General features: G+C 60.4%; 18 protein-coding genes. 6 read left to right on the top strand and 12 right to left on the bottom strand.

The window, feature by feature from the left end:
- Window position 1 precedes the first annotated feature (1 nt).
- The 8 genes from tldD to mreB form a co-directional block, all read right to left on the bottom strand.
- On the bottom strand, window positions 2-1,444 hold the full coding sequence (gene tldD, locus ACCC96_RS19245) for a metalloprotease TldD (RefSeq protein WP_007941229.1): 1,443 nt from the start codon (window positions 1,442-1,444) through the stop codon (window positions 2-4).
- Window positions 1,445-1,456: 12 nt separating this feature from the next.
- Window positions 1,457-2,311 carry a carbon-nitrogen hydrolase family protein gene (locus tag ACCC96_RS19240; RefSeq protein WP_413696637.1) on the bottom strand — a complete coding sequence of 285 codons (855 nt, stop codon included), beginning with the start codon at window positions 2,309-2,311 and terminating at the stop codon, window positions 1,457-1,459.
- A gap of 105 nt (window positions 2,312-2,416) precedes the next feature.
- The gene (locus ACCC96_RS19235; protein WP_413696636.1) at window positions 2,417-6,220 is read right to left on the bottom strand and encodes a YhdP family protein; all 3,804 of its coding nucleotides are present in this window, start codon (window positions 6,218-6,220) and stop codon (window positions 2,417-2,419) included.
- 75 nt (window positions 6,221-6,295) lie between these two features.
- Window positions 6,296-7,753, bottom strand: coding sequence for a ribonuclease G (gene rng, locus ACCC96_RS19230; protein WP_019647649.1), 1,458 nt, complete (start codon window positions 7,751-7,753; stop codon window positions 6,296-6,298).
- 57 nt (window positions 7,754-7,810) lie between these two features.
- Window positions 7,811-8,407 (bottom strand): Maf family protein, encoded by a 597-nt coding sequence (locus ACCC96_RS19225; protein ID WP_413696635.1) that lies wholly within the window; start codon window positions 8,405-8,407, stop codon window positions 7,811-7,813.
- Window positions 8,408-8,450: 43 nt separating this feature from the next.
- Complete coding sequence (mreD, locus tag ACCC96_RS19220) at window positions 8,451-8,942, bottom strand: rod shape-determining protein MreD (RefSeq protein ID WP_019647648.1); 492 nt, start codon at window positions 8,940-8,942, stop codon at window positions 8,451-8,453.
- Complete coding sequence (mreC, locus tag ACCC96_RS19215; RefSeq protein ID WP_081628174.1) at window positions 8,942-10,072, bottom strand: rod shape-determining protein MreC; 1,131 nt, start codon at window positions 10,070-10,072, stop codon at window positions 8,942-8,944. Before mreC ends, mreD begins: the two co-directional genes overlap by 1 nt.
- A 143-nt stretch (window positions 10,073-10,215) precedes the next feature.
- Window positions 10,216-11,253: a rod shape-determining protein MreB gene (gene mreB, locus ACCC96_RS19210; protein WP_002555108.1), complete on the bottom strand. Its 1,038-nt coding sequence runs from the start codon at window positions 11,251-11,253 to the stop codon at window positions 10,216-10,218.
- A 210-nt stretch (window positions 11,254-11,463) separates the two neighbouring features.
- Between mreB and gatC the strand changes: the two genes are divergently transcribed.
- The 6 genes from gatC (at window position 11,464) to ACCC96_RS19180 (ending at window position 16,730) form a co-directional block, all read left to right on the top strand.
- On the top strand, window positions 11,464-11,751 hold the full coding sequence (gatC, locus tag ACCC96_RS19205; RefSeq protein ID WP_007901429.1) for an Asp-tRNA(Asn)/Glu-tRNA(Gln) amidotransferase subunit GatC: 288 nt from the start codon (window positions 11,464-11,466) through the stop codon (window positions 11,749-11,751).
- Between the two features lie 16 nt (window positions 11,752-11,767).
- A complete protein-coding gene (gatA, locus tag ACCC96_RS19200; protein WP_413696634.1) occupies window positions 11,768-13,219 on the top strand; it encodes an Asp-tRNA(Asn)/Glu-tRNA(Gln) amidotransferase subunit GatA in 1,452 nt (483 codons plus the stop codon).
- A gap of 10 nt (window positions 13,220-13,229) precedes the next feature.
- Complete coding sequence (gene gatB / locus ACCC96_RS19195; protein ID WP_019647645.1) at window positions 13,230-14,675, top strand: Asp-tRNA(Asn)/Glu-tRNA(Gln) amidotransferase subunit GatB; 1,446 nt, start codon at window positions 13,230-13,232, stop codon at window positions 14,673-14,675.
- Window positions 14,676-14,866: 191 nt separating this feature from the next.
- A complete protein-coding gene (locus ACCC96_RS19190) occupies window positions 14,867-15,241 on the top strand; it encodes a septal ring lytic transglycosylase RlpA family protein (RefSeq protein ID WP_007941217.1) in 375 nt (124 codons plus the stop codon).
- 50 nt (window positions 15,242-15,291) lie between these two features.
- The gene (locus ACCC96_RS19185) at window positions 15,292-16,353 is read left to right on the top strand and encodes a calcium/sodium antiporter (protein ID WP_413696633.1); all 1,062 of its coding nucleotides are present in this window, start codon (window positions 15,292-15,294) and stop codon (window positions 16,351-16,353) included.
- Window positions 16,350-16,730 carry a carboxymuconolactone decarboxylase family protein gene (locus ACCC96_RS19180; RefSeq protein WP_007941215.1) on the top strand — a complete coding sequence of 127 codons (381 nt, stop codon included), beginning with the start codon at window positions 16,350-16,352 and terminating at the stop codon, window positions 16,728-16,730. The genes ACCC96_RS19185 and ACCC96_RS19180 overlap by 4 nt, the downstream gene beginning before the upstream one ends.
- A 30-nt stretch (window positions 16,731-16,760) precedes the next feature.
- On the opposite strand, the gene ACCC96_RS19175 is transcribed toward ACCC96_RS19180, so the two are convergent.
- The 4 genes from ACCC96_RS19175 to ACCC96_RS19160 form a co-directional block, all read right to left on the bottom strand.
- Complete coding sequence (locus ACCC96_RS19175) at window positions 16,761-17,702, bottom strand: AEC family transporter (RefSeq protein ID WP_018927222.1); 942 nt, start codon at window positions 17,700-17,702, stop codon at window positions 16,761-16,763.
- Between the two features lie 129 nt (window positions 17,703-17,831).
- Entirely contained in the window at window positions 17,832-20,135 is a 2,304-nt protein-coding gene (locus ACCC96_RS19170) for an intermembrane transport protein PqiB (protein WP_028940287.1), read from the bottom strand.
- On the bottom strand, window positions 20,128-20,751 hold the full coding sequence (locus tag ACCC96_RS19165) for a paraquat-inducible protein A (protein ID WP_007941211.1): 624 nt from the start codon (window positions 20,749-20,751) through the stop codon (window positions 20,128-20,130). Before ACCC96_RS19165 ends, ACCC96_RS19170 begins: the two co-directional genes overlap by 8 nt.
- On the bottom strand, window positions 20,738-21,397 hold the full coding sequence (locus tag ACCC96_RS19160) for a paraquat-inducible protein A (protein ID WP_018927224.1): 660 nt from the start codon (window positions 21,395-21,397) through the stop codon (window positions 20,738-20,740). Before ACCC96_RS19160 ends, ACCC96_RS19165 begins: the two co-directional genes overlap by 14 nt.
- Window positions 21,398-21,570: the final 173 nt, after the last annotated feature.

Here is a 21,570-nt window from a genome sequence, read left to right as displayed (position 1 = left end):
CTTACGCGCCCGTGCCACCCACAGTGATCGCATCAATCTTCAGCGTTGGCTGGCCGACACCCACCGGCACCGACTGCCCATCCTTGCCACACGTTCCCACACCGCTGTCCAGCGCCAGATCGTTACCAACCATCGACACCCGGCTCATGGCTTCCGGCCCGTTGCCGATCAACGTCGCGCCTTTGACCGGGGCGGTAATCTTGCCGTCTTCGATCAGGTACGCCTCGCTGGTGGAGAACACGAACTTGCCACTGGTGATGTCCACCTGACCGCCGCCGAGGTTGGCGCAGTAGATGCCTTTTTTCACCGAGGCGATGATTTCCGCCGGGTCGCTTTCGCCACCGAGCATGTAAGTGTTGGTCATGCGCGGCATCGGCAGGTGCGCGTAGGATTCGCGACGACCGTTGCCAGTGCGGGCCACGCCCATCAGGCGCGCATTGAGCTTGTCCTGCATATACCCTTTGAGCACGCCGTTTTCGATCAGCGTGGTGCACTCGGTCGGCGTGCCTTCGTCGTCGACACTCAGCGAACCTCGGCGGCCGGCGAGGGTGCCGTCATCGACGATGGTGCAAAGCTTCGATGCAACCATCTCGCCCATGCGCCCGCTGTAGGCCGAACTGCCCTTGCGGTTGAAATCGCCTTCCAGACCGTGCCCGACGGCTTCGTGCAGCAACACGCCGGACCAACCCGAACCCAACACCACCGGCAACGTACCGGCCGGCGCCGGGATGGCTTCCAGATTCACCAGTGCCTGACGCAACGCTTCACGGGCATAACCCATGGCGCGGTCTTCGCTGAGGAAATAGCGGTAGTCGGTACGACCGCCACCGCCATGGCCGCCGCGCTCACGACGACCGTTCTGCTCGACGATCACGCTGACGTTGAAACGCACCAACGGCCGCACATCTGCCGCCAGGCCGCCATCGGTGGAGGCGATCAGAATCCGCTCCCAGACCCCGGCCATGCTCACGGTGACTTGCTGGATACGCGGGTCGAGGGCGCGGGTCGCTACGTCGATGCGCTTGAGCAGCTCGACTTTCTCGGCGCGGGTCATCACTTCCAGCGGGTTGTCCGGCCCGTACAACTGAGCGACATCCTGGGTGGTGAACGCCTGCACGGTGCCATTCTGCCCGGCCCGGGAGATCGAACGGGCCGCACGGGCCGCCGCGCCCAGCGCTTCGAGGGTGATCGCATTGCTGTAGGCGAAACCGGTTTTTTCACCCGATTGCGCACGCACGCCGACACCCTGGTCGAGGTTGAAACTGCCTTCCTTGACGATCCCGTCTTCCAGCGCCCAGGACTCGGAAATCTGCCCCTGGAAATACAGGTCGGCGGCATCGATGCCCGGGCCGGCCAGATCGCCGAGCACACCCTGCAGGCTCTCGATCGTTACGCCGCCGGGCGCCAGGAGGTGTTCACTGACAGAGGACAACAACTCGCTCATATGCTTTACGCCTTAAATTCGTCGTTCTGATGCAGGTCGCTGAGCGCCCTGCGAGAAAAAGCGCCGGTGAGTGGACACCGGCATCCGCGCCCTGATGGACGCCTGTTCGCGGCTGTCGCGTTCGGCCAGCAGCACGGCCTCGCCCTGATCCTGTTGTGCCAGCACGCGCCCCCATGGGTCGATTATCGCGGCATGACCAAAGGTTTCTCTCGGTCCCGGATGAGTGCCACCCTGGGCGGCCGCGAGCACATAACATTGAGTCTCGATGGCCCGCGCGCGAATCAGCACGTCCCAATGGGCCGCGCCGGTCACCGCGGTAAAGGCCGACGGGGCGGTAATCAATTCCGCGCCGGCTGCACGCAATTCGCTATACAGCTCCGGAAAGCGCAGGTCGTAACACACTGTCAGGCCGACTCGACCGACCGGCGTATCGGCAACCACCACGCCACTGCCATAAGCATAGTCATCGGATTCGCGATAACGCCCGCGATTGTCCGCCACGTCCACGTCGAACAGGTGCAGCTTGTCGTACCGCGCCACGGTCTCGCCTTGATCATCGACCAGTAACGAGCACGCATGCGCTTTGGCCGTCGGTTGATCCGCCGGCGGCAACGGCAACGTGCCAGCCACTATCCATAACTTGAGGTCGCGGGCGGTCTGTTTCAACCACGGCAGGATCGGGCCTTCGCCCAGCGCTTCGGCGCGACCAATGTCGGCAATGTCGCGACGGCCCATGGCTGCGAAGTTTTCCGGCAGCACGGCAAGCTGCGCCCCACCGGACGCTGCTTGCTCAAGCAGACGACGGGCCTGGGCCAGATTGGCCAGCACGTCGCTCTGGCTGACCATTTGAATGACTGCTACAGACACGGCCATTTCCTTATCTGGAATCAACACATACCTATAGGAACCGCCTGCGGCAGCTCCTACAGGGGACTTACGGCCATGCTACTCCATGGCTTGGAAAGTGGCTTTTCAAAAAGGCTTGTCGAAGGTGATTTTCGGCTCTTTCCACGGGCCTTTGACCGTGTATCTGACGCTGGCAAAGCGCGCCACGCGGTCACCGATCAGCTTATCGATCAGGAACAGCGCCCCACCTACGGCTGGCGCACCGACGATCAGCGCGGCAATCGGCAGATTGTTGGTCACCGGCAAGGTCACCAGCAACTTGGCATCGACCTGATCAGCCACCAGGTCCAGGGTGCCGTTAAGCTCCAGGTTGCTCGACGGGCCGGTCAGCAGGATCGGCTCACGGGTCACGTAGACCCCGTTGCTCGCGACCAACAGCCCTTTGACCCGGTCATAGCTCAAGCCTTTGCCGAACAGGTCGGAAAAGTCCAGGCGCAAGCGACGGCCAATGGAGTTGAAGTTGAGCAGGCCAAATACCCGTAGAGCCTGGGCGCTGCCCTCGACTTCAACAAACTGACCTTTATTGAGCGACGCATCAAGGCTGCCGGAGAAGCGCTTGGTGGCCAGCCACGCCGGTGAGCCAGGCCAGCGACCGTCGACATCCATGTGAAACTCTTCACTGGTGACGCTCGGCGCAAAGCCCCAGCCCTTGAGCACGTCGGCGAGGTTCTTGCCACTGACCCGGCCCTTGTACCAACTGCTGGAATTGCCAGGTGTGCCTTCCCAACCGCCGTTGCCCTGCAGGAAGATGCCCTTGAGGCCCATATCCAGGGAGTTGAGGGCAATGCCCTTGCCGGTCGGGCGAACTTTCAATAGCCAGGCACCCACCAGGTCCTGCCCCTGGAACAGTTGATTGATGGTGATATCCAGCGCCGGGATTTTCGTCGGGTCCACGGTGGCCAGCGGATCCGGCGAATTCTCGTCGGCCAGCACCGTCGGGTCCGGGGCCGGCAAACGTACGTATTGCAGATTGATCGCAATCGGTGCGGCTTTCGCATCGGGAATACCGACGGTGCCCTTGGCCTGCTGACTGTCGAGTTGCAGCGCCCAGGCGGCCGGCTTGCGCGTCAACTGCACCGACGCCTGATCAAGGCTGGTGCCGAAACCGCTGAGCTTGCCAACCTTGAAATCCGCGCCACTGAGCAATTGCTTGGCGCTGCCGCCTGGATCCTGGCCAGCATACTTGCTGACAAGATCCTGCCAGGGAGACACATCCAGCTCGGACAGTACACCGCGCACGCGCAGGCCTTTGTTGCCAGGCAGCACAGCATCGCCACCGCCGAGAAACAACTCACCGCGACCGTCGACGAAATTGCCGGTCGGTGCCGCAAACGTGAAGTTCGCCAGCTCACCATAGTTGACCCAGTAACGCCGCTCCGGTCCTTGCAGGGTCATGCGGAACACGGTGTCGCGGCCGACATCGGCCGCCATGCCGAACGGCGCCGGCAAATCCACCGCCACGCCTTTGAGATTGGAGCTGACGATCAATTGGCTGTCGGCGCCATCAAGGTTCAGTTGCAGCTGATAAGGGACCACACCGGACACCGGCAACGGCTGAGTGACGTTCAGCCATTCGCTGAGCTTCTTGACCTCGACCTGACCCGCTGCGGTGACCCGAGTGTTGAGCTTGCCCGCACTGCCATCGGCAAAAATCTGCGCGGTCATGGGCTTGTCGAACGCTCGCGCGGTGATTTTTTGCCCGCTCAATCCCTTGGCGCTGTCGAAGCGGAAGTCGCCCTTGAGTTGTGTCAGTTCCAGGGTGGGCTCGCGAAGTTTCAAACGGGCCTTGTCGGTCTTGAAGTCGACGAGGATTTTCGGTTGCTCACCTTTGACCAGCGGGATATCCAGGTTGACCTTGCCTTGCAGATCGCCCTCGCCCTCCCAGCCGGCGAAGGTGTCGGCGGTGCCGATCGGTGCTTCCTGCAGAATCTTCAGGCCATCGCCCAACCCACCGGCGAACCCGCCATCGAGGAATAGGTGAGGGCTCTGTCCGGCAGGCACATGGGGAATATTGACGTAGACGTCGCTGACCTGGGTGTCGAGCAATTGGCCCTTGTCCGCGAGAATCCGCACGCCGCTGTCTTCGATGAACACATCGCCGCTGACCTTGCTGACATGCGGCCAACCCGGTTGAAACGCCAGCTCGGCATCGTGAACCTTGAAAAACAGGCTGATGCTGCGAGCTGTTTCCGGGGCGCCATGGTTCAGCGACCCCTGGTACTGGAAGAAACCTTCATCCACCGCGCCTTTGAGAATCGCCGTACGCAGCCATTCGTCCAGCGCCGGGCTCAACACGGCCGGCAGGTACTTGGCGGTGTAGCGACCGTCGCCGTCGACCAGGCCGACCCGCAGGTCCATGTAGTCTTCCTGGGTGTGATCGAAATGCAGGCGGATCAGGAAGTCGCCGGCAATCTTGCCCTCTTCGCCCAGCACCTTCAGGTACGGCGCGATCAGGGTGAAACCTTCTTTATCGAGCTTCCAGGTCAACCGCGCATTGGCCTGAATGTACTGCCATGGCTTGGCGAAAATCGGGTCCAGGTGCAGGGAAAAATCCTTGCTGTCCATGCGCAACTCGCCCTGCCCGAGATTGCCGCTGATGCTGCCACTGACGTTTCGCGCCGCCGGCGCGCCGTGATAGGCGTCGAAGCCGACCCGCTCAAGATTGGCGGCAAAGCTGAATTTGCTGTCATCGGTCGCCGCGGGGCGCAAGTCAATCAGCACGTTGCGCAATACCCCGGTGACCTTGAGCCGCTCGACGGCCGTGGCGACACCTTCCGGAAGCGGCCCCAACGCGTTCAGCAACGGGGTGAGCGGCGTGAGGTCGATGCGGTCGGCTTGCAGATGCAAGAGCTCCGGCGTTGTGTCGGTCGCCGCCGTTTGTTGAAATTGCAGTTTCGATTCCCAGCGGGTTTCGTCCAGGCTCATCGCCAGAGAATCCAGGGTGACCTGGACGCCTGTGGAGCTGCGCTGGAAATACCCGTTAAGCGCCAGATTGTTGATCCGGATCGGCTTGCGCTCGGCGTAGGCGCCGTTGAGTTGCGGCGCGTTCAAACGGATCGCGGCGCTTTGCAGGGCGCCCTCGCTCCAGTTCACCCAAAGCTCGCCACCGGCCTTTATCTCGGAGAAATTCCATTGTTGGGTCAGGCGCTCGGGCAACCATTTCGACCAATCGCTTTGCGGCAGGCTCAAGTAAGCCTCAACCTCGCCGTCCTGCCACTGGCTGGCGCGGATACGGGTGCGCAGGCTCATCGCAACCGGCTGGCCGTCGGGCAGGGTCAAACGGGCGTCGATGCGCTGACGCGAGACACCGGTTCTCAGATTGAGGCCAACGTAGGTCAGGGTCAGCGGCGGCTGATCCAGTGGCTGCAAGGTCACCTGGCTGTCGAGCACCGACAGTTGCTGGACCATCTGCATGCGATTGAGCAACTGCTCCGGGTCCAGCGGCTGATCCTGCCGCACCGGCAACCCTTCCAGCACCCAATGACCGTCCTCGCCTTCCTTGAGGCTGATCTTCAGGCCGTTGAGTTCGAGATGTGCGATGCGTATTTCGCGCGCCAGCAGGCTGGCCCAGATATCCGGCACCGCGCGCACCTGGTCCAGGCGCAAGGCATTGGAACCCTCGCCGACCATCACGTCATGGGCCAGCAGAACCGGGGCGAGGCCACTCCAGTTGCCCTCCAGTTCGCCGATGTGCAGTGGCATGCCCACGGCGGCGCTGGCTTTGGCTTCGACGTCGGCACGGTATTCGGCCACCAGCGGTGTCAGCTCCCGGCCGAGACTGACGAACAGCGCCATCAACACCAAAACCAACGCGCACAGGCCCAGACCCCAGCGGGTCAATGCGGCCAAAATGCGTGTCAGACCGTCCATGTCAGTTGGCTCCCATGGCAAAAATACTGCAAAAAGCTGAGGCCAGCCGTTCTAGTGGAATTGAAATACAACGCTTCAGAGCAGCACCACGTCGTATTGTTCCTGGGAATACATGGTTTCTACCTGAAACCGAATGGTGCGCCCGATAAACCCTTCGAGCTCGGCGACGTTGCCCGACTCTTCATCGAGCAAGCGGTCGACCACTTTCTGGTTCGCCAGCACGCGATAGCCTTCGGCCTGATAGGCACGGGCCTCACGCAGGATTTCGCGGAAGATCTCGTAGCAGACGGTTTCCGGGGTCTTGAGCTTGCCGCGACCCTGGCAGCTGCTGCACGGCTCGCACAGCACTTGCTCGAGACTTTCGCGGGTGCGCTTGCGGGTCATCTGCACCAGGCCCAATTCGGTGATGCCGATGATGTTGGTCTTGGCGTGATCGCGCTCCAGTTGCTTCTCGAGGGTGCGCAGCACCTGACGCTGATGCTCTTCATCTTCCATGTCGATGAAGTCGATGATGATGATCCCGCCCAGGTTGCGCAGACGCAGTTGACGGGCAATGGCGGTGGCGGCTTCGAGGTTGGTCTTGAAGATGGTTTCTTCGAGATTGCGATGACCGACGAAGGCTCCGGTGTTGACGTCGATAGTGCTCATGGCTTCCGCCGGGTCGACCACCAGATAGCCACCGGATTTGAGCGGCACCTTGCGCTCCAGGGCTTTCTGGATTTCGTCTTCGACGCCATACAAGTCGAAAATCGGCCGTTCGCCCGGATAATGCTCCAGACGGTCGGCGATTTCCGGCATCAGTTCGGCGACGAACTGCGTGGTTTTCTGGAAGGTTTCCCGGGAGTCGATGCGGATCTTTTCGATCTTCGGGCTCACCAGGTCGCGCAAGGTGCGCAACGCCAGGCCGAGGTCTTCGTAGATCACGCTCGGCGCGTTGATGGTTTTGATCTGGGCATTGATCTGGTCCCAAAGCCTGCGCAGGTAGCGGATGTCCATGAGGATTTCATCGGCCCCGGCCCCTTCGGCAGCGGTACGCAGAATGAAACCGCCGGCCTCCTTGATACCTTCTTTCTCCACACAGTCGGTGACCACTTGCTTGAGGCGTTCGCGCTCGGCTTCGTCTTCGATCTTCAGGGAAATACCGACGTGGGCAGTGCGCGGCATGTACACCAGATAGCGCGACGGGATCGACAGTTGCGTGGTCAGGCGTGCGCCTTTGGAGCCGATCGGGTCCTTGGTGACTTGCACCACCAGGCTTTGACCTTCGTGAACCAGCGAGCTGATGCTCTCCACCGCCGGGCCTTCGCGCAGGGAAATTTCCGAGGCGTGAATGAATGCGGCGCGGTCCAGCCCGATGTCGACGAAGGCGGCCTGCATGCCCGGCAATACCCGCACGACCTTGCCTTTGTAGATGTTGCCGACGATCCCGCGCTTTTGCGTGCGTTCGACATGGACCTCTTGCAGAACACCGTTTTCGACCACCGCCACGCGTGATTCCATCGGCGTGATGTTGATCAGGATCTCTTCACTCATGGCAGGGTCTCGTTCAGGCATGTTCACGATAATGGCCGCATCTTGTCAGTACGACGCTCAGTGCGCGTTAAGGGTTTGCCAACAGGGTATGCCGAAATGGCCGAGTAGTTCTGCGGTTTCACAAAGCGGCAAACCGACCACCGCCGAGTAGCTGCCATTGAGCCCGGCGACGAACACCGCGCCCAGCCCTTGAATCCCGTAGCCGCCCGCCTTGTCCCGGGGTTCGCCGCTGGCCCAGTAGGCCGCCGCTTCGTCGCAGCCGATGGTGCGAAAACGCACCAGGTTGCGCACCACCAGAGACTCGCAACGTTCACCATCGCTCACCGCAATCGCCGTCAGCACTTCATGCTCACACCCGGACAACAGCATAAGCATGGCGCATGCTTCGGCTTCATCCACCGGTTTGCCGAGAATTTTCCCGTCCAGCACCACGGCAGTGTCGGCGCCCAGCACGCAGAAATCCGCGTCGGACACGATCGCCCCGCGCCCGACCTCGGCCTTGCCGCGCGCCAGACGCTCGACATAGGCCGATGGAGATTCTTCAGGGAACGGGGTTTCGTCGATGTCCGCGCTGATGGCGGTGAACGGCACGCCGATCTGCGTGAGCAGTTCACGCCGACGCGGCGAGCCTGAGGCGAGGTACAGCTGTTTCATCAAGACATCTCCCTGTCGAGGTGCGGGCACATGCCTGACCGAATTAATTGATTTTGTAGCGTCGACGCAAACCGCGCAAACCGAAGCTAATCCAAGGCCAGAGCAACGCACTGACCAGTGCCGGCAACACCAGCGCCAGGGTCGGCTGACGATTACCGGTCAGGGCGCTCAACCACAACTGAACCAGTTGGGCGAGGCCGAAGATCACCAGGATCACCAGGCTCTGTTGCCACATCGGGAACATGCGCAGGCGCTGTTGCAGCGACAGCACCAGGAACGTAATGAGCGTGAGGATCAACGCGTTCTGGCCCAGCAACGTGCCATACAGCACGTCTTCGGCCAACCCCAGGCACCAGGCGGTGACCATGCCGACTTTATGCGGCAGGGCCAACGCCCAGAAGGCCAACAGCAAGGCCAGCCACAAAGGACGCAGGATTTCCATGAATTGCGGCAGCGGTGAAACGCTGAGCAACAGGCCGATGGCGAACGTCAGCCAGACCATCCAGCCGTTTCGGGAGGAAGTTGCACCGCCCATTATTCTGTTCCCCCAGTGGTGGCCGGCGCGGCGACAGGCGGTTTGGCAGCAGGCTTCACGGCAGCGGGTTTGGGTTTGGCGGCCGTCGGTGTCGTCGCGGGTGGCTTGGCGGCAGCAGGATGGGACGCGGCAGGTTTGACCGGGGTCGCGGCAGCAGGTGCAGCCGCCGGAGTAGCCGGAGTTGCAGCGGCAGCCGGTATCATCGACGCGGCCGGTTTCGGTACGGTTGCAGGAATGATCGGCCCGCCACCCTGCCGGTCCAGAGCCTCTTGAGCCTGGGCGGCTTCGTTGGCGCGCTCCTCGGCTGTGCGACCATCACTGAACACCAACAGCAAATAACGGCTGCGGTTCAGCGCAGCAGTCGGCACCGCACGCACGATGGCAAACGGTTGACCGGAATCGTGGATCACTTCCTTGACCGTCGCCACCGGGTAACCCGCCGGGAAACGCTGACCGAGGCCAGAGCTGACCAGCAGATCGCCTTCTTTAATATCGGCGGTATCGGCCACATGACGCAGCTCAAGGCGCTCCGGGTTGCCGGTGCCGCTGGCAATCGCCCGCAGACCGTTACGGTTCACTTGCACCGGAATGCTGTGGGTGGTGTCGGTCAGCAACAGTACGCGAGAGGTGTACGGCATCAACTCGACCACCTGCCCCATCAGGCCACGGGCATCGAGCACCGGCTGACCGAGGATCACACCGTCGCGCTCACCTTTATTGATGATGATGCGATGGGTAAAGGGGTTGGGGTCCATGCCGATCAACTCGGCTACTTCGACCTTCTCGTTGACCAGCGCGGAAGAGTTGAGCAACTCGCGCAGCCGAACGTTCTGCTCGGTGAGGGCGGCAAGCTTTTGCATGCGGCCCTGCAACAGCAGGTTTTCGGTTTTGAGTTTTTCGTTTTCGGCGACCAGCTCGGTCCGGCTGCCGAATTGGCTGGCCACACCTTGCCATAGCCGCTGTGGCAGGTCGGTGATCCAGTAAGACTGCATCAGCACCAGCGACATTTGGCTACGCACTGGCTTGAGCAGTGTGAAGCGGGCATCGACCACCATCAGCGCGACCGATAGCACGACCAGCACCAACAAGCGCACGCCCAGTGAGGGGCCTTTGGTGAAAAGCGGTTTAATAAGCCGCTCCTCCCAGGCAAATGTTCTCTTTATTCATACGGCATCAAACCGGCCTGGATGCAGACTGACAGAAGATAAACGCCAACAGGCAGCACTGCAAAGTGCTGCCTGCGGGCTCACCAGCATAGATGCATCGGGCGAGATCACTCGCTCGACAGCAGGTCCATGGTGTGTTTATCCATCATTTCCAATGCACGGCCACCGCCGCGAGCAACGCAGGTCAACGGGTCTTCGGCGACGATCACCGGCAGACCGGTTTCCTGGGCCAGCAACTTGTCGAGGTCGCGCAGCAAGGCGCCACCGCCGGTCAGTACCAGACCACGCTCGGCGATATCGGAAGCCAGTTCCGGAGGCGATTGCTCCAGCGCACTTTTCACTGCCTGAACGATGGTGGCCAGCGACTCTTGCAGAGCTTCCAGCACTTCGTTGGAGTTCAGGGTGAATGCGCGTGGAACGCCTTCGGCCAGGTTACGGCCACGAACGTCGACTTCACGAACTTCGCCGCCCGGGTAGGCCGTACCGATTTCCTGTTTGATGCGCTCGGCGGTGGATTCGCCGATCAGGCTGCCGTAGTTGCGACGCACGTAGGTGATGATCGCTTCGTCGAAGCGGTCGCCGCCAACCCGTACGGATTCGGCATAGACCACACCGTTGAGGGAGATCAGCGCGATTTCAGTGGTACCGCCACCGATATCGACAACCATCGAGCCGCGAGCTTCTTCAACCGGCAGGCCGGCACCGATCGCAGCAGCCATTGGCTCTTCGATCAGGAACACTTCACGGGCGCCGGCACCGAGGGCCGACTCACGGATGGCACGACGCTCAACCTGGGTGGATTTGCATGGAACGCAGATCAGCACACGAGGGCTAGGCTGCAAAAAGCTGTTCTCGTGAACCTTGTTGATAAAGTACTGCAGCATTTTTTCGCAAACGCTGAAGTCGGCGATCACGCCGTCCTTCATCGGACGAATGGCTGCAATATTGCCCGGCGTACGACCGAGCATGCGCTTGGCCTCGGTGCCGACAGCAACGACACTTTTCTGGTTACCGTGTGTCCGAATAGCCACAACCGATGGCTCATTCAGGACGATACCGCGCTCGCGCACGTAAATAAGGGTGTTGGCAGTGCCCAGGTCAATGGAAAGATCGCTGGAAAACATGCCACGCAGTTTCTTGAACATGGGAAAGGGACCCTAGGCAACGCGTGGGTAAAAAAGTGCGGCAAACTCTAACAACGACAGGGATTTTGGGCAAGGCGCCAATATGTTAAATTGGCTGCTTTTCTGTGCACCAAGCACCACAATCGCGGCCTTGAGACCGTAGATATGCGGTAGTGTTCCGACAATCTAACACACGGACGCGGTCCGTTTTGTTTTCCACTGGAGAATCCCATGGCGCTTGAACGCTCCGACGTGGAAAAAATCGCTCATTTGGCCTGCCTTGGCCTCAATGATGCCGATCTTCCACACATCACTTCGGCCCTGAACAGCATTCTCGGGCTGGTCGACGAAATGCAAGCGGTCAATACCGACGGTATCGAGCCGCTGGCCCACCCACTGGAAGCCAGCCAGCGCCTGCGTGCAGACGTCGTGACCGAGACCAATCATCGCGAGGCCTATCAGTCCATCGCACCAGCGGTCGAAAACGGCCTGTACCTGGTTCCGAAAGTCATCGACTAAAGGGAAAGAGCCTGCAATGCATCAATTGACTCTGGCCGAGATCGCCCGCGGACTCGCCGATAAAAAGTTTTCCTCCGAAGAGCTGACCAAAGTCCTGCTGGCGCGCATCGCCCAGCTCGACCCGCAGCTCAACAGTTTCATCAGCCTCACCGAAGACCTGGCGCTGCAGCAGGCGAAAGCCGCTGACGCACGTCGCGCCAACGGTGAGAGCGGCGCCCTGCTCGGCGCGCCGATCGCCCACAAAGACCTGTTCTGCACCCAGGGCATCCGCACCAGCTGCGGCTCGAAGATGCTCGACAACTTCAAGGCGCCGTACGACGCCACCGTGGTCGCCAAACTGGCCGCTGCCGGGGCCGTGACCCTGGGCAAGACCAACATGGACGAATTCGCCATGGGGTCGGCCAACGAGTCGAGCTACTACGGCGCGGCGAAAAACCCGTGGAACCTGGAATACGTTCCGGGCGGTTCGTCCGGCGGTTCGGCGGCGGCGGTGGCCGCTCGTCTGTTGCCGGCGGCAACTGGCACCGACACCGGCGGCTCCATTCGTCAGCCTGCTGCGCTGACCAACCTCACCGGCCTGAAACCGACGTACGGTCGTGTTTCGCGCTGGGGCATGATCGCCTACGCATCCAGCCTCGATCAGGGCGGCCCGCTGGCCCGTACCGCCGAAGACTGCGCGATCCTGCTGCAAGGCATGGCCGGCTTCGACCCGCAGGACTCCACCAGCATCGACGAGCCCGTGCCTGATTACAGCGCCGGCCTCAACGGTTCGCTGCAAGGCCTGCGCATCGGCGTGCCGAAGGAATACTTCAGCGCAGGCCTGGACCCGCGCATCGCCGACCTGATCATGGCCAGCGTTGAAGAGCTGAAAAAACTCGGCGCCGTGATCAAGGAAATCAGCCTGCCGAACATGCAGCACGCGATTCCTGCGTACTACGTGATCGCCCCGGCGGAAGCGTCCTCCAACCTGTCGCGTTTCGACGGCGTACGTTTCGGCTATCGCTGCGAGGACCCGAAAAACCTGGAAGACCTGTACAAGCGTTCCCGTGGCGAAGGTTTCGGCCCGGAAGTGCAGCGCCGGATCATGGTCGGCGCCTATGCGTTGTCGGCCGGTTACTACGACGCCTACTACCTGAAGGCGCAGAAGATCCGTCGCTTGATCAAGAACGACTTCATGGCTGCCTTCAATGAGGTCGACATCATCCTCGGCCCAACCACGCCGAACCCGGCCTGGAAGCTCGGCGCCAAGAACAACGACCCGGTCGCCGCGTATCTGGAAGACGTCTACACCATCACCGCCAACCTCGCCGGTCTGCCGGGCTTGTCCATGCCTGCAGGTTTTGTCGATGGCCTGCCGGTCGGCGTGCAACTGCTCGCCCCGTATTTCCAGGAAGGTCGCCTGTTGAACGTTGCCCATCAGTATCAGCAGAACACTGACTGGCACACCCGCACCCCAACCGGCTTCTGAGGAGAAACACATGCAATGGGAAGTCGTGATCGGGCTGGAGATTCATACCCAGCTCACCACCCGGTCGAAAATCTTTTCCGGTAGTTCCACCACCTTCGGTTCCGAGCCGAACACCCAGGCCAGCCTGGTTGACCTCGGCATGCCCGGCGTATTGCCGGTGCTGAACCAGGAAGCGGTGCGCATGGCGGTGATGTTCGGCCTGGCCATCGATGCCGAGATCGGTCAGCACAACGTGTTCGCCCGCAAAAACTACTTCTACCCGGACCTGCCCAAGGGCTACCAGATCAGCCAGATGGAATTGCCGATCGTCGGCAAGGGCCACCTGGACATCGCCCTCGAAGACGGCACGGTCAAACGCGTCGGCATCACCCGCGCGCACCTGGAAGAAGACGCTGGTAAAAGCCTGCACGAAGAATTCAGCGGCGCCACCGGCATCGACCTGAACCGTGCCGGCACGCCGCTGCTGGAAATCGTTTCCGAGCCAGACATGCGCAGCGCCAAGGAAGCTGTGGCTTACGTCAAGGCGATCCACGCGCTGGTACGCTATCTGGGCATCTGCGACGGCAACATGGCCGAAGGCTCGCTGCGTTGCGACTGCAACGTGTCGATCCGTCCGAAAGGCCAGGCCGAGTTCGGTACTCGCTGCGAGATCAAGAACGTTAACTCGTTCCGTTTCATCGAGAAGGCGATCAACAGCGAAGTACAGCGCCAGATCGAGCTGATCGAAGACGGCGGCAAAGTGATCCAGCAGACTCGCCTGTACGATCCGAACAAGGACGAAACCCGTCCGATGCGCAGCAAAGAGGAAGCCAACGACTACCGTTACTTCCCCGACCCGGACCTGCTGCCGGTGGTCATCGAGGACTCGTTCCTCAATGACGTACGCGCCACCCTGCCAGAGCTGCCACCGCAGAAACGCGAACGCTTCCAGGCGCAGTTCGGGCTGTCGGTGTATGACGCCAGCGTCCTGGCTACCAGCCGCGAGCAAGCCGATTACTTCGAGAAAGTCGTGAGCATCAGTGGCGACGCCAAACTGGCAGCCAACTGGGTGATGGTTGAACTGGGCAGCCTGTTGAACAAGCAAGGCCTGGACATCGACCAGTCGCCGGTTTCGGCCGAGCAACTGGGCGGCATGCTGCTGCGCATCAAGGACAACACCATCTCCGGCAAGATTGCCAAAGTGGTGTTTGAAGCCATGGCCAACGGCGAAGGCAGCGCGGACGAAATCATCGACAAGCGCGGCCTCAAGCAAGTGACCGACACCGGCGCAATCTCGGCGGTACTGGACGAGATGCTCGCGGCCAATGCTGAACAGGTCGAACAGTACCGCGCGGCAGACGAAGCCAAACGCGGCAAGATGTTCGGCTTCTTCGTCGGCCAGGCCATGAAAGCCTCCAAAGGCAAGGCCAACCCGCAACAGGTCAACGAACTGCTTAAAAGCAAGCTCGAAGGCTGATGAGAATGGAGCCAGCTCTCAATATTGGCTCCATTCCTTGTGGCGAGGGAGCTTGCTCCCGCTGGTCTGCGAAGCAGGCCCAAATCGGCAACCGCACTCTTTCAGCGAGAATGCATCAGCCGATTTTGCGACTGCTTCGCGGTCGAGCGGGAGCAAGTTCCCTCGCCACATTTATTTTGGGAGCCCTCCAAATGAAACGTCTGCTAAGCGCCTGCGCCCTGCTCTCCCTGCTGGCCGGTTGTGCCAGTACGGATACCATCGATCCACACGGCTACGACAAGACCGGTACGGCTTCGTATTACGGCGCCAAGCATCATGGCAAACGCACCGCCAGCGGTGAGCGTTTCAACCAGCATGGCCTGACCGCCGCCCATCGCCAGTTGCCGTTCGGCACCCGAGTGAAGATTACCAACCTGAATAACGACAGATCCTGCGTGGTGCGTATCAACGACCGCGGGCCATATTCCCGTGGACGCCTGATCGACGTGTCCCGTGAAGCGGCCGAACAGTTGGGCATGCTGCGCAGTGGCACCGCGAAGGTTCGCGTGCAAGCCCTCGACGACTGATAGATGGAGCGCTGACTATTTTCGGACTGGCCGATTTACCCCTGATCAGCGTGATTGAATTGCTCTGCGGTCTGTTTTTACTGATCGCCGGCGCCGAACTGATGGTGCGCGCCGCCGTACGCCTGGCCGCGCGCCTGCATGTGCGGCCACTGATCATCGGCCTGACCATCGTGGCCCTCGGCAGCAGCGCGCCGCAGATGGCGGTCAGCCTGCAAGCCACCCTGGCGCAAAACGCCGACATCGCCGTCGGCAGCGTGATCGGCAGCAGCATCTTCAACATCCTCGTCACCCTCGGGCTCTCCGCACTGATTATTCCGCTACGGGTTTCGCGGCAATTGGTGCGCCTGGATATTCCACTGATGATCGGCGCCAGCCTGCTGGTGTCCGTACTGGCGTGGAATGAAGAACTGACTCGGGTCGACGGCGCGATCCTGCTGACAGCGCTGGCGCTGTATCTGGGCTTGCTACTGCGTCAGTCACGGCACTCGTCCCGTCCGCCATCGGGGGCTCATGAAGCGCCGCAGGCACCGTGGTTCAGCAGTCTGCTGATGATTGTCGCCGGCTTGGCAATGCTGGTGTTCGCCGGGCACTTGCTGCTCGGCGCCGCGGTGGCAGTCGCGACCGACCTGGGGTTGTCGGAGCGGATCATCGGCCTGACCATCGTCGCCGTCAGCACCTCCCTGCCGGAACTGGCCACTTCGTTGATCGCCGCGCTGCGCGGTCAGCGGGACATCGCGGTGGGCAACGTGATCGGCAGCAACCTGTTCAACCTCTTGGGCGTGCTCGGGCTGACCGCGTTGATCGCGCCGTCACCACTGTCGGTCTCGCCCAACGCGCTGGATTTCGATTTGCCGGTGATGCTCGGAGTCGCGGTGCTGTGCCTGCCGGTGTTCTATTCCGGCTACCGGGTGACCCGCGCCGAAGGCCTGCTGTTTTTGGGCTTGTACCTGGCCTATGGGCTGCACGTGGTGTCGTTCACCACGGGCATGCCGCTGGCCGGCAAGCTTGAACACCTGATGCTGTTTTTCGTTCTGCCGGCGCTGGTGGCGTTTTTACTGTTCACCTCGCTTCGCGCCTGGCGTCGCCAACACCACAAGAAGGAATTGCCATGAGCACTGATAAGAAGCCTGGGGTTGAAATCCGCCGCCAAGTGATGGGCGACGCGTTCGTCGACCGCGCCCTGGGCAACGCCACCGAATTCACCCAGCCGCTGCAGGACTTCGTCAATGAGCATGCTTGGGGCGGCGTGTGGAACCGCGAAGGTTTGCCGCTGAAAACCCGCAGCCTGATCACTCTCGCTGCGCTGACCGCGCTGAAGTGCCCGCAAGAATTGAAAGGCCATGTTCGCGGTGCGTTGAACAACGGTTGCACGGTGGAAGAGATTCGCGAAGCGCTACTGCATTGCGCGGTGTATGCCGGTGTGCCGGCGGCGATCGATGCATTTCGGGCGGCGCAGGAAGTGATCGACACCTATCAGAAGCCGGAGTAGGCGACCTGAAGAACGCCGCAAATCCCGAGGTTAGATCCACCCACCCCACTGCAACAAAAAGATCCCGATGTTGGTGGTGACCGCCGCCATCAGTGTAGTAATCACGATGATCGCCGCCGCCAGTTCATGATTGCCATTGGCCTGCCGGGCCATGACGAAACTGGCCGCGGCGGTCGGGCTACCGAAGTACAGAAACAGAATCCCCAACTCCGCCCCACGAAAGCCCCAGAGCCAGGCGCCGAGTGTCGCCAGCACCGGCAGGCCGATCATCTTCACCAGACTTGAACTGAGCGCCATCGTGCCGCTTTTGCGCATTGCCGCCAGCGACAACGTGCCTCCGATGCAGATCAATGCCAATGGCAAGGTGGTTTGCGCCAAATATTGACCGGACCTCTCCAGCCATCCCGGCAAGCCGATCTGGAACCAGGCAAATGGTGCGGCCGCAATCACACTGATGACCAGCGGATTGGCCATCACACTTTTGCAGATGCTCCACGGATCAGACTTGATCACCGGGCTGTAGACCGCCAGCACAATGGTTGAGAGCGTGTTGTAAAACAGGATCACCAGCGCCGCGAGAATCGCCCCAAGGGAAATGCCATAGTCGCCGTACATGCTCGCCGCCAGGGCCAGGCCGATTACCCCGTTATTGCCGCGAAACGCGCCTTGGGTGTAAATGCCCCGATCTTCCCGCGGGCATTTCCAGATCGCCCACCCCCAGGCAATTGCAAAGCACATCAGGGTCGCGACCGAGAAATAGATCAGCAGCGCCGGTTGCAACGCAGCGTGCAGGTCGGCATGCAAGATGCCCAGAAACAGCAACGCCGGCATGGTGACATTGAACACCAGGGCCGACGCTGTATGGATGAAGTTGTCGTTGATCCAGTCGATGCGCTTGAGCAGCACACCCAGAAACAGCATGGCAAACACCGGCGCAGTGATGTTCAGGGTTTCGAGGAAAATAGCCAGCATGCCGGGGGAACCTTGGGTGGGCGTCGTTAGGGGGCTAATGATAAGCCACCGGAGACGTCGGCGTCTGGTAGACCGTCTTCGCGGGCTTGCCCGCGAAGACGTCCTGATAAACGCCAAATTAACCTCGGGTTACTTACCGATAGAAATCTTCGGCGCCCAAGTCAGCCATTCATCTTCAAACTTGTCGAACAGCGGGAACGTTTGCTCAGGCCGCGCCGGGACACCCATGCGGTCGCCATCCGGTGTGGCAAAGGCGATACCGCCCTGGATCAGCGTCTCCAGCGATTCGGTGCGTATGGTTGCGCCTTTGAACAAGCCGTAGTCAAAACCAAAACCACTGGTGTTCCAGAACCGCGTGCCACTGCGTACCAATGGCGCGTATTTCGGCTCGATCAGGATGTGCACCAACACTCGATCCGCCGTCTGGCCCAGTTCATAGCCGGTCACTTTGCCCACCGTGATTTCGCGATAGGTGACGGGCACACCGGTCTTCAGCGAACCTCGACGAGCAGCACTCAATACCAGGCTCAAACCGGCCTCTTCCTTGGCGGTTTCCGGGGGATTGGTCAGGGCTACGAAGTCCTTTTGCGGACCGAGGTTCTTCGGCGCCGGTTGCACTTCGATGTACTGTCCTGTCACCAGTGTCTCAAGGTTGGACGTCTTGATCAGACCCAATTCAGGTTTGACCACCCAGAACTGACTGCCTACCCGAGCGATACGCTCCGGCACCTCAGTGATCCGCGCGGTCAGCAGCACTGATTGCAGGTCGTCACTGAGGTCAACGTCTTCGACCTTGCCGACGTCGAGGCCTTTGAACCGGATCGGCGTGCCCGTGCGCAGACCATCGGCGCGATCGACCTTGATGGTCACCACGGCGCCTTTCTGGTTTGCCTCTTCATGACTGGCGAACAGACGGAAACGTGGAATGCGCTTCCGCAACGGCGCTTTGGCTTCTGGGGTTTCGAAAGCAATGCCGCCAGCCATCAGGCTTTGCAACGACTCACTTTTGACCTGGATGCCACCGGTCAGCCCACCTGTCAGCGTAATACCGCTGGCATTCCAGAAGCGCGTCGAGGCGTTGACCAGCCCCTCGTACTCCTTCTCGATGTGCACACCGATCACCAGCTGTTTTTTAGTGCGAGAGAACTGGTAGCTCTGCACCGAACCCACCTTGACCTGCTTGTAGAGAATCGGACTGCCGACTTCCAGTGAGCCTAGGTTTTCGGTGAACAGCACCAGATGCAGGCCCGGCGAACGCAGATCCAGCGGCGGCGCCTTGGCCCGCGCTTCGAACTCGCGCTGCGGTGCGCCCCCCTTGTCGCCAGGGCGCACGGCGATGTAGTTACCTTTGACCAATGCTTCCAGACCGGTGATACCAGCCAGCGAAATCGATGGTTTGACCACCCAGAACTGCGTGCCGGTGACCAGGTAATCCTCAGCCAATGGGTCGAGCGTCAGCTCGGCGGTTGCACTGGAGAGGTCCGGGTCAATCTTGAGCGCCTTCAGATTGCCGACCTGAATGCCTTTGTACATCACCGGTGTACGACCGGCCTGCAGGCCTTCGAAATCGCTGAGTTTGACCTTGACCCGAATACCGGCGGCGGCTGCATCGAAGTCTTCATAGAGACGGAACGGCAGGCTCGGGTCGGTGGGCGGGCTGTCCTTGCGGTTTTCCGGTGTAGCAAACGCAATACCACCAGCGACGATGCTGGCGAGGGACTCGCTACGCACTTTCACACCGGACAGGTTGGCATCGATGCTGATGCCGCTGGCATTCCAGAAACGCGTGTGTTTGCGTACCAGACTGGCATAGGTCGGTTCGATGAAGACTTTGAGTTCAACGGTGTTCTGGTCCGCGGACAGCAAATAGCTTTTGATCTGACCGACCTGGATCTGCTTGTAGAACACCGGGCTGCCGCGATTCAGCGAACCAAGACGATCAGCCTTGATGGTCAGGTGCAGACCAGGCTTGGCGTCCGACAGCGGCGGCTCTTCGGCCAGGGCCTTGAACTTGCGGGTCGGCTCGCCCTCTCCCGGGCTGACAGCCACATAGTTACCCGAGACCAGCGTCTCCAGGCCCGTGATACCGGCCAGGGTTACGCTCGGCTTGACCAGCCAGAAACGCGTGCTGGTTCTGAGGTATTGCTCCACGTCCTTATTCATCTCGATGGTGGCGATCACGCCTTTAGCGCTGCCTTCGTCATCGAGTGTGAGGGCTTTCACCTTACCGACCGACATACCTTTGTAAACGACTTCGGTCTTGTTGGCCTGAATACCTTCGCCGCTTTCGAAGCGCACATGGATCTCAATGCCTGTCTCGCTATAGGCACGCCAGGCGAGCCAACCACCAATGAGCAAGGCGATAAGAGGCAATACCCAGATGGCAGACCAGTTAGAGGCCGGTCGGGTTTTCGCTGTAGGCAAATCAGTCATGGTCGTCGTCCGACTCCGTGTTATCCCAAATCAGTCGGGGATCGAAAGTTACTGCGGCAAGCATCGTCAGAATCACCACACTGGCGAAGGCGATGGCGCCAAGATTGGCTTCGACGCTGGCAAGCCGTCCGAAATTCACAACCGCCACCAGGATGGCGATCACAAAAATATCGAGCATCGACCAGCGGCCGATGAACTCGATAAAGCGGTACATCCATATACGTTGGCGTGCGGAAAGTGGCTGGCGGCGCTGCACCGAAAACAGCAGCAACCCGATGCCCACGAGTTTGAACGTAGGAACCAGAATACTGGCGATAAAAACCACAGCCGCGATGGGAATCATGCCGTGCTGAACCAGTTGGATCACGCCGGACATGATGGTGCTCGGATCGCCCTGCCCCAGGGAACTGACGGTCATGATCGGCAGCACATTGGCCGGGATATAAATAATCGCAGCAGTGACCAGCAGCGCCCAGGTACGCATCAGGCTGTTCGGTCGGCGCGCATGAACCAACGCACCACAGCGGGTGCAGACCTGCTCGTCAGTGCCAGCTTCCTGCTTGTTCAACTCGTGGCATTCGGCACAAATCAGAATGCCCGCATCAATCGCCCGCATGGGCATCTTCTCCTGATAATGCCTGCCAGATCTGGTGCGGCGACATCACCACTTCCAGCCAGACCTGGACCAACAACAAACTGATAAAGCACGCCAAACCAAGACCTACGGTAATCGCCGCCATATCGGCCAATTTGACGATCGCGACCAGCACGCCCATGAGGTAAACCTCAAGCATCCCCCAATCCCGAAGATGGTGATAAATGCGGTAGAGCAGCAAACCGTAACTGCGTCCGATATTGAATCGGATACTCAGCAGCACCACCAATTGGCAGAGCAGCTTGAGCAGCGGAATCCCCATGCTGCAGAGAAATACGACTGCTGCTACGCCCTGCATACCGGTATCGAACAAACCGACAACACCGCTCCAGACAGTGTCATTCGATGACTGCCCGAGTAGATGGAGCTGCATGATGGGTAAAAAGTTCGCGGGGATATACAACAACAGTGCGGCAATGACCAAGGCGAGACTGCGCTGCACGACATTGTGCCGATGGGCATACAGCTCATAACCGCAGCGTGGACAAATGGCCTTCTCACCATGGGCGAGTTCAGGCTTGCGCATCAGCAAGTCGCACTCATGACACGCCACCAAACCGTCCAGTGGTAAATCTGACAGCCCAGGGGCGTCAACCGGATCTGGCATAAAGGCTCTGGCTCCAAAAAAGTTGGACCTATTCTAGTGCCCTGACTCAAAAATAACTGTGCAATTTTGTGTTGCCAGAGAAGTAGACTTTTTTCTGCGGGCAAAACAAAACCCCTACCTGCATACGCAGATAGGGGTTTCGGAATTTAATCTTGACGATGACCTACTCTCAC

The sequence above is a fragment of the Pseudomonas sp. Pseusp11 genome (assembly GCF_047304405.1).
Classification (GTDB): Bacteria; Pseudomonadota; Gammaproteobacteria; order Pseudomonadales; family Pseudomonadaceae; genus Aquipseudomonas.
This window is presented reverse-complemented; position numbering and strand designations above follow the sequence as displayed.

What these genes read in the sequence shown, in the direction of transcription:
- gatA (WP_413696634.1), top strand. Translation starts at nt 11,768, where the DNA reads ATGCATCAATTGACTCTGGCCGAGATCGCCCGCGGACTCGCCGATAAA.
- gatB (WP_019647645.1), top strand. Translation starts at nt 13,230, where the DNA reads ATGCAATGGGAAGTCGTGATCGGGCTGGAGATTCATACCCAGCTCACC.
- ACCC96_RS19235 (WP_413696636.1), bottom strand. Translation starts at nt 6,220, where the DNA reads ATGGACGGTCTGACACGCATTTTGGCCGCATTGACCCGCTGGGGTCTG.
- rng (WP_019647649.1), bottom strand. Translation starts at nt 7,753, where the DNA reads ATGAGTGAAGAGATCCTGATCAACATCACGCCGATGGAATCACGCGTG.
- mreD (WP_019647648.1), bottom strand. Translation starts at nt 8,942, where the DNA reads ATGGGCGGTGCAACTTCCTCCCGAAACGGCTGGATGGTCTGGCTGACG.
- gatC (WP_007901429.1), top strand. Translation starts at nt 11,464, where the DNA reads ATGGCGCTTGAACGCTCCGACGTGGAAAAAATCGCTCATTTGGCCTGC.
- ACCC96_RS19175 (WP_018927222.1), bottom strand. Translation starts at nt 17,702, where the DNA reads ATGCTGGCTATTTTCCTCGAAACCCTGAACATCACTGCGCCGGTGTTT.
- ACCC96_RS19160 (WP_018927224.1), bottom strand. Translation starts at nt 21,397, where the DNA reads ATGCCAGATCCGGTTGACGCCCCTGGGCTGTCAGATTTACCACTGGAC.
- mreB (WP_002555108.1), bottom strand. Translation starts at nt 11,253, where the DNA reads ATGTTCAAGAAACTGCGTGGCATGTTTTCCAGCGATCTTTCCATTGAC.
- ACCC96_RS19165 (WP_007941211.1), bottom strand. Translation starts at nt 20,751, where the DNA reads ATGCGGGCGATTGATGCGGGCATTCTGATTTGTGCCGAATGCCACGAG.
- ACCC96_RS19170 (WP_028940287.1), bottom strand. Translation starts at nt 20,135, where the DNA reads ATGACTGATTTGCCTACAGCGAAAACCCGACCGGCCTCTAACTGGTCT.
- ACCC96_RS19190 (WP_007941217.1), top strand. Translation starts at nt 14,867, where the DNA reads ATGAAACGTCTGCTAAGCGCCTGCGCCCTGCTCTCCCTGCTGGCCGGT.
- tldD (WP_007941229.1), bottom strand. Translation starts at nt 1,444, where the DNA reads ATGAGCGAGTTGTTGTCCTCTGTCAGTGAACACCTCCTGGCGCCCGGC.
- ACCC96_RS19180 (WP_007941215.1), top strand. Translation starts at nt 16,350, where the DNA reads ATGAGCACTGATAAGAAGCCTGGGGTTGAAATCCGCCGCCAAGTGATG.
- ACCC96_RS19225 (WP_413696635.1), bottom strand. Translation starts at nt 8,407, where the DNA reads ATGAAACAGCTGTACCTCGCCTCAGGCTCGCCGCGTCGGCGTGAACTG.